Annotated in this window: 2 protein-coding genes; both read right to left on the reverse strand. The window is 58.5% G+C overall.

Features of this window, described 5'->3' with window-relative positions; all coding sequences use genetic code 11:
* Positions 1–293, reverse strand: a 293-nt coding sequence (locus tag B3V69_RS20170; RefSeq protein ID WP_414707587.1) for a YceI family protein, incomplete at its 3' end; no start/stop codon positions are given.
* A gap of 86 nt (positions 294–379) precedes the next feature.
* On the reverse strand, positions 380–856 hold a 477-nt coding region (locus tag B3V69_RS20175; protein WP_296449456.1), incomplete at its 5' end, for a cytochrome b.

Consider the following 856-nt stretch of genomic DNA (forward strand, 5'->3'; position numbering starts at 1 on the left):
CCCAAGTCGGTGAAGCTGGTCGAAGCAAACGTGGCTTGTGGAAATTTGGCCGTGTTGAACCAGGAGGTCTTGGGCAGCTCGGCATCCACTTCCGGCGTACCGAGCGTGGCGGCGGCCATATCGACCGTGAAGGCAACCTTGTTGGTGGCGGGTTTGGCGGCATCGAAGCTGATTTGGGCGTCAAACTTGCTGAAGTGCCCCTGCACCGGCACGCCCATTTGTTTGAATACAAAGCCGATGCTGCTCTGCGCATTGACCAATTGCTGCTGCGCCGCTGCCGGCATGGTGGCCATGGACACCAGTGCAGCCGATAGCGCGGTAAAAAGTATGTGTTGTTTCATAGTGGTTCCTTAAAAAAATTGTGAATAGGTGGGGGGTCTTACGATCGAGATGGCAGCATGCGAGACAACAAACCATCACGGTCGATCCAGTGGTGCTTGAGCGCTGCGGCGATGTGCAGGCCGGCCAGTCCCAACAAGGCATAGGCCATGATCCGGTGCAGCGGTTTGAGAATTTCCGCCATTGCCTTGTCGCTTGCAAGCAGATCAGGCAATGGAATCTGACCAAACCACACAATAGGGAAACCCGCCGCCGAGCTGTACGCCCAACCCATCAGGGGCACGGCGAAGAACAGCAGGTACAGACAACGGTGCGTGGCGTGGTAGAGCCCCGTTTGCCAGCCCGGCATGGCGTCCATGACCGCAGGGGGCAAGCTCGGTGGGCGGTGCGTGAAGCGCCAGACCAGTCGCACAGCGGACAGCAGCAGAAACGTCACCCCGGCCCATTTGTGCCAGTTGTAGAGCTTCAAACGCTGCGGCGAAAATGGCAGGCCCGCCATGTAGAGGCCCACTACAAA

Origin of the sequence: Rhodoferax sp. UBA5149 (assembly GCF_002413825.1) — a bacterium.
Classification (GTDB): Bacteria; Pseudomonadota; Gammaproteobacteria; order Burkholderiales; family Burkholderiaceae_C; genus Rhodoferax.